The organism is Rhodoferax sp., assembly GCF_028689305.1.
In the GTDB taxonomy this organism is placed as follows: Bacteria; Pseudomonadota; Gammaproteobacteria; order Burkholderiales; family Burkholderiaceae_C; genus Rhodoferax.
Genome location: NZ_JAQTWM010000136.1, coordinates 1 through 6,024 on the forward strand (window position 1 = coordinate 1; position 6,024 = coordinate 6,024).

Annotated in this window: 3 protein-coding genes; all 3 read right to left on the minus strand. The window is 60.9% G+C overall.

Translation table 11 applies throughout. The features are described 5' to 3' along the window. On the minus strand, window positions 1-89 hold an 89-nt coding region (locus tag PHW99_RS17670; protein WP_300180767.1), incomplete at its 3' end, for a MerR family transcriptional regulator. 151 nt (window positions 90-240) lie between these two features. Then, window positions 241-1,401 carry a nucleotide disphospho-sugar-binding domain-containing protein gene (locus PHW99_RS17675; protein WP_300180761.1) on the minus strand — a complete coding sequence of 387 codons (1,161 nt, stop codon included), beginning with the start codon at window positions 1,399-1,401 and terminating at the stop codon, window positions 241-243. Window positions 1,402-1,488: 87 nt separating this feature from the next. Next, window positions 1,489-6,024: putative Ig domain-containing protein (locus PHW99_RS17680; protein WP_300180764.1), on the minus strand; the 4,536-nt coding region annotated here is incomplete at its 5' end.

Consider the following 6,024-nt stretch of genomic DNA (forward strand, 5'->3'; position numbering starts at 1 on the left):
AGCAGCCCCATGTCTTCGTAAAAACGCATCGCGCGCGTCGTCAGGTCAAATTCCTTGGCCAGGTCGCTGATGCTGTAGGTGGATGTCATGTGCAAAACGGGTTGACGTTGACGTAAACGTCAATTATCAAGCAAAAATTCGAGCAAAAAGGTCATTTTGCGCGGGAACCCCTGCAAGCGCATGTGGGGTTCCCATATCCGCCGTTACGCGGCCCCCGCCGTAACCGCTGGGGTCGCCAGCCTATTCCAGCAGCCTGAATGCAGCATGTTCTGCAGCCAACAGGGGGCTGTAGCCCGCATACTTCTCGGCCAACGCACCCGCAGCCCGCGCCAATTGCGCATCGCCAAGAAGCCGCTCCACCTTGTCCTTCACCACGGTCATATCGTGCAGGCGTGCCGTCGCCAGGGCCAGGCCCTGACGAACCAGACGATACGCAAGCACAGCATGCTCCATGTACTCGGGCAATAGCAGTAGTGGCTTGCCTGCATGCAAAGCCATGCTGACCAGACCCATGCCGCCCTGGCACAGCACAACATCGCACTGTGACAACAAACTGCCCAGTTGAACCGAATAATTGATCACTTGCACCTTGAACGCCCGCACCGCTTGACACACATCTTCCGATGCGCCAGGCGCGATCACCAGCACATCGGCGCCCGCTTGCGCCAGGGTCTGCCAAATCAGGTCAAAGTGTTTCTCACGCAGATACACATAGCAAAGCACTTTAGACCGTTGCCCCTCGCGGCTGTTCTCGGGCCAACGATGAGGACGGGCGCCTGGAAAAGCGCCCCAGATCGGCCCCTCATAGGATGAAGCCTCCTCTGGCGTTAACCCCGGCCGATCAAAGTAATCGAGCTCGGGCCAAGTACACAGAAAACAATGCGCCGGATCAAACAGATCATCCATGCTAGTGGGTACCTGCCGCCCCCAATGCCCGGACAGTGCAACTGCAAGTTGATCAAACACACCTTGCAATTCACGCGCCCCCGCCTCCATGCGCTGGTGGGCGTCGTCAGTCCAGGGAGCAAAGCACGGCTTGAGATTTTGCGGCGGTATGTCAAAACCGTGCCCTATCGCCATGCTGCGCAGCCCCATGCAGCGCGCCACGTAAAGCGCCAGCGGCGACGCATCCACCAGCACAGCGGCAGGCTGCACCCGAACCAACAGGCTGTACCAAGCCTGCACGCCCGCCAGTGCTTGCTGCCCGTCAGAGAAACCGCTGCCCAACAATACTTCAGCATGCCCCATGGCACTGCCGCCGAATGAGGATTTAGTGCCAGGAAGCGCCACCGGGATCCTGATCGAAGCATAGCCCACCGCATTCAAAACCGGCTTGACCGAGACCAAATTTGCCACGCCAAACACAACCTCATAACCCGCCGCGCGCAAAACATGAGCCACGGGCAACAGCTTGCCCAAATGACCCAAGTGCCCCCCTCGCTCCCAGACAATCAGCACCCGTTGTGGCATTTGCGCGCCCACCTCACGCTACTGCCAGTTCGCCGCCAGCACCGGCGCCAGCGAGTTCGCGTAGCTGCTTGACAGCGTCGTCTGCCCCGCCGCGGGTGGTGCAAACGCTGCCATGGCATCCACCAGGTTTTGCACCTGGCTGTCGAGCAGGGTCTTGCCGTCACTGGTTTTGATCGTCTCCATGTGGTACGGGCTGCCGGGGTACTGATACCCGGTATACCAATCCTTCAGGGTAATGCTGTCCGTTGTCCCGATGACGTTGATGTTCAGGTCATTGCCCGTGTGGGTGAACCACAGTTGGCTGGAGTCGATGTTCTCCAGCACCAGCTGATCTTGTCCGCCTGCATCCGTAAGGGTGTCTTGCCCATCGCCAGCAGCAAACAAGTAGGTGTCGTTGCTCCACTGGTCGTTGATGATGGTGTCATTGCCCAGACCGCCGCGCACCGTGTCACCGCCACCACCGGCACGAATGAGGTCGTCACCAGCGCCTGCGTTGATAACGTCCGCACCCCAGCCCGTAGAGATGATGTCATGGCCAGCACCGGCGTTGATCTGGTCATCACCCCAGTTGGAAGTGATCAGGTCATTGCCTGAACCAGCGCTAATGATGCTGTTGCCGCCCACGGCGATGAGGGTGTTGTTGCCCTCACCACCAATGAGCGTGTCCTGCCCCCAACCGCCCGTGAGGGTGTCGTCCCCATCACCGCCGTCGAGCAAGTTATTTGGCCCACCCCAGGCCATCAGCACATCGTTGCCGCTGTCGCCATAAAGCGTGCTGCTGGCCCAGCTGCCGGTCAGGGTATCGCTGCCCGCACCGCCGTGCAGCGGGGTGTTGAGGGTGTCGGCGCTCAGGGTGTCGTTGCCCGCCAGTGGGTCGGGGCCGGTGGGGGCAGTCACGGTGACGCTGAAACTTGCGCTCGCCGAGGCCCCGGCCGCATCGGTCGCCGTCACGACAAGATTCAGGGTGCCAAGCTCAGTACTCAACGGGGTTCCTGTGAAAGTCTGGGTCGACGGATTGAAGTTCAGCCAGGTCGGCAAGGCGCTGCCGTCGGCCAGAAGCACGCTGTAGGCCAGGGTATCGCCCGGGTCGGCGTCGGTGAAGGCCCCCTGCGGCAGGCTGAAGCTCAGAAGGCCACCCTCAAGCGCAGCTTGATCCGGCAAAGGCATTGCCGCCACCGGCGCATGATTGACAGGCAAGGCGGCCAAAGCCAGCGCATCGGCCATGGCGATTCTTTGACCATCCTGGAACTCCAGGAATTCAATGCCCCTGTTGGGCGAATCATCTGGACTGAGATCGGACTGGTCAGGCCCGGCTAGCTCAATCGCCGCCAGGCGATGCCCACCCTTTTCCACCACCAGGTAGGGCCGCATGCCGGGCTCCACGGACACGGCACGTGCAGAGTCCCAATAACCCTGTTGCCCCACCCCTGGTGCAAAGTACTGCGCATCGCTCTCTGGCCGGTTGATGCTGAATTGCAGATCGGCCAGGTGAATACCGGGCCCGAATTCGATGGTATCGATGTCAGCACCATCGGGCAAGACTTCATCAGCCTTACCGCCATACCCGTTTCGCCACAACGAATACGAGACGGTACTGTCGGAAATATAGACAAAGCCGGGGGCGTCAGCCCCCTGATCCAGAACCAGATAACGATCTGGCCCGGCGCCGCCGTCCAATGCATCAAAGCCAGTGCCGCCATACAACACATCGGCCACTTCAGAGCCCATGATCGTATCGTTCCCAGCTCCGCCGTCGATCCAGGTCGCCGTGGTCTGCCCTGTCAACAAAACCTGGTTGCGAACTGTCAGGGCATCCGGAGCAACGGCACCAAGGATCATCACAACATCCCATATCCTCCCGCCGGAGTAATCGTTCGGTGTAATAGTTCGACTGAAGCCCCCCATGTTGGCCCGAATCACGTCATCGCCATCGCCTCCATTAACTGCGCCTGAAGAGAACGTAAAACTGTTACCCGATCCACCCAAGCTGGCATCCACCGTTGGTGCCAACCTCGCAATGCTTGCTGAGTCGGTGTAGCCGACCAAATTGCTCACGGTAAAAGCTGTCAAGTCCGCCCGTCGATAAGTGGTGGTAGCCGTGCTGGCGTTGCCACCACTCAGGCGTACAGAAATGGTGTTGTGGGTTTTATAAAAGTTGCCATTCGCATCCACGCCCACATCAGGAACAAAAATGCCCATGGCCTGCAATTGGTAAGAAAGGTCGGCGGTGACTTCGACCTCGCCCAAAACCCCGCCCGGGCTGCCTGGCACCGTGACGTAAGGCGTGTCAAACACATTGCCTTGATTGTCCCGGTACATCGTTGTGGTTTCGTAGACCGGTTGTCTGGTGATGCTGATTTCTGGCGCGGAGACATCGCTGTCGCCAGCATCCGTTTGAATCGCACTGTATTGCCATGCGGGCAGCCCTTGAAAACTCGGGAAATCGGCTTGAATTTCCGACGAATAGGTGTTGTTGGCGTAGACGGAATTTGCAAGGCTCGACGCATAGTCCGGCCGCCACTGCAAGGCTCCCACCCGCCCCGCATAGCTAATCTGCTCCCGCGCCATCTGCTCATGGCTTGCCAGAAAGTCCGCATTGGCCTGCGCCGTGGTTTGCGCCGTATCGGTCGGCAACGCCAATGGGGCGGTCAAGAAATTCCCCAGTGCGTGCTGCAGCCCGTCCACATCCACCTGGATGCGGGCCGCAGCATCGGCGCCGCCATTCACCACCACCGCCCCACTACTCCACAGCAAGCTGATCGAGCCGTCGCCCAGTCGTTGCGCCTGCAGGTCGGCCAGCGCGATGCCACCGGTTAACCGAATCACATCGGCGCCCTCGGTGTCAGTGATGACGTCCAGATCAGCAATGGCGCCACTTACCGCGTCCGTGCTGTCGAAGATATACAGATCGTCCCCGGCACCGCCCGCCAACAGATCCCGCCCTGGGCCGCCGCGCAAAATATCATTGCCCGCACCTCCATTGAACACCTCGTCGCCAGAACTCCCTTCAAACACATCATCACCATCCGTGCCTTGCGTGATCGATTCAAGCAATTCGCTCCTGCTGATTTCTGCCCCGTCAGAAAACCTGACCGTGCTGTTTTGCCACGAATAGGCACTCCCGCTGGCCACGTCAAAGAAGCCGCTCATGCGAACGCTGACGGCTGTTGCCGCCCCCTGCGCCTGCACATTCAACATCAAATCGCTGCCCGAGCGCACGGCCCGCCAGCTTGAGGTGCTTTTGGCGCCGCTCAGCAGCACGGTGTCCGCCCCCTCGTCTTGATTCGACTGCCCGCCAAGCAGCGTCACCTGTCCCGCATCGCTGCCGATGACATAAGTGTCATTGCCCGCGCCACCCCACAGGGTATCGTCACCCCCATCGGCGATCAGCGTGTCGTCGCCTTCGTAGCCCACCAGCACGTCGTTGCCAGCCCCGCCGCGCAGCACATCGGCCAGCAGCGAGCCATCGATCCAGTCGCTGCCCGTGCTCACCTGCGCATCCAGGCTCGCTTGCACCAGCGTGGCCAGACCAAGCGCCTCGGCACTGTCGGCAAAGCGGATCTGCCCGATGCCCCCGCCCAGCAGCTCAACACCGGCATTCTTGTCCGCGCCCTGGAGCACCAGCGTGCCGCTGGCGCTGCGCTGCACGCTGATGTCGCCCAGCGCGATGCCAGGCCCGAACTCGATGCTGTTGCCCCCGCCCTGGCCCAGCGCGGCTGGCCCGGCAATGCTGTCTTGCCCGTCCCCTGCGCCGATCTGGACGGTGTTGCCCGTGCCTTGCAGCGTTATGCTGTCGCTGCCCTGCCCGGCGCTGATGACGCCGTTGTTGTTGGTCTGGGTCATGCGGTCGGCACCCGTGCCGCCCAGCAGGGATTGATGGTCAGCAGTAGAGGCCAGCGCCACTGCGCTCATGAGGTGGCTGCTCACGTAGTCCTTGAAACTGATCTTTTGCCCTTCCATCTCCAGCCACTGCAGGCTTTGCCCCTGCAGGGCGTCTTTGACGATGAGGGTGTTGCCAGCTTGCTGCGGGCCGTAGGTAATGGTCAGTGCATTGGGGGTCGCTTCCACTTGGCTTATGTGTACGTCATTGAGGCTGACGCCTTGGAGCACCAGGGTGTTGTTGCCTTGGGTGTCGGTGATGGTGTCTACACCAGCATCAGTCTGTAGCCCGTCTCCTGTGGCAAAGAGGTAGTTGTCGTCGCCCGCGCCGCCCAGTAGTTGGTCTGCGCCGCTGCCGCCGATCAACGTGTCGTTGCCGCCGTCGCCATAAAGCACGTCATTGCCCGCACCACCGTCGAGCACGTCATCGGCATGAAACTCGCCCGGTATCCAGAGCAGGTTGCCACTGTCCTGGGGGCCATCGCTGTCGCCAAACAATTGGTCGTCACCTGCTCCGCCTTCCAGGTAGTCCTGGCCGACGCCGCCTGTCAGGCGGTCGTTGCCATCCCCACCCACCAGGCGGTCATCGCCGCCACTGCTGTAGCCCAGCAAGGCAAAGATGGAGTTTTCACCGATGAAGGGGTCTAGCGTGTAGCCAGCATCACCATATAGCGT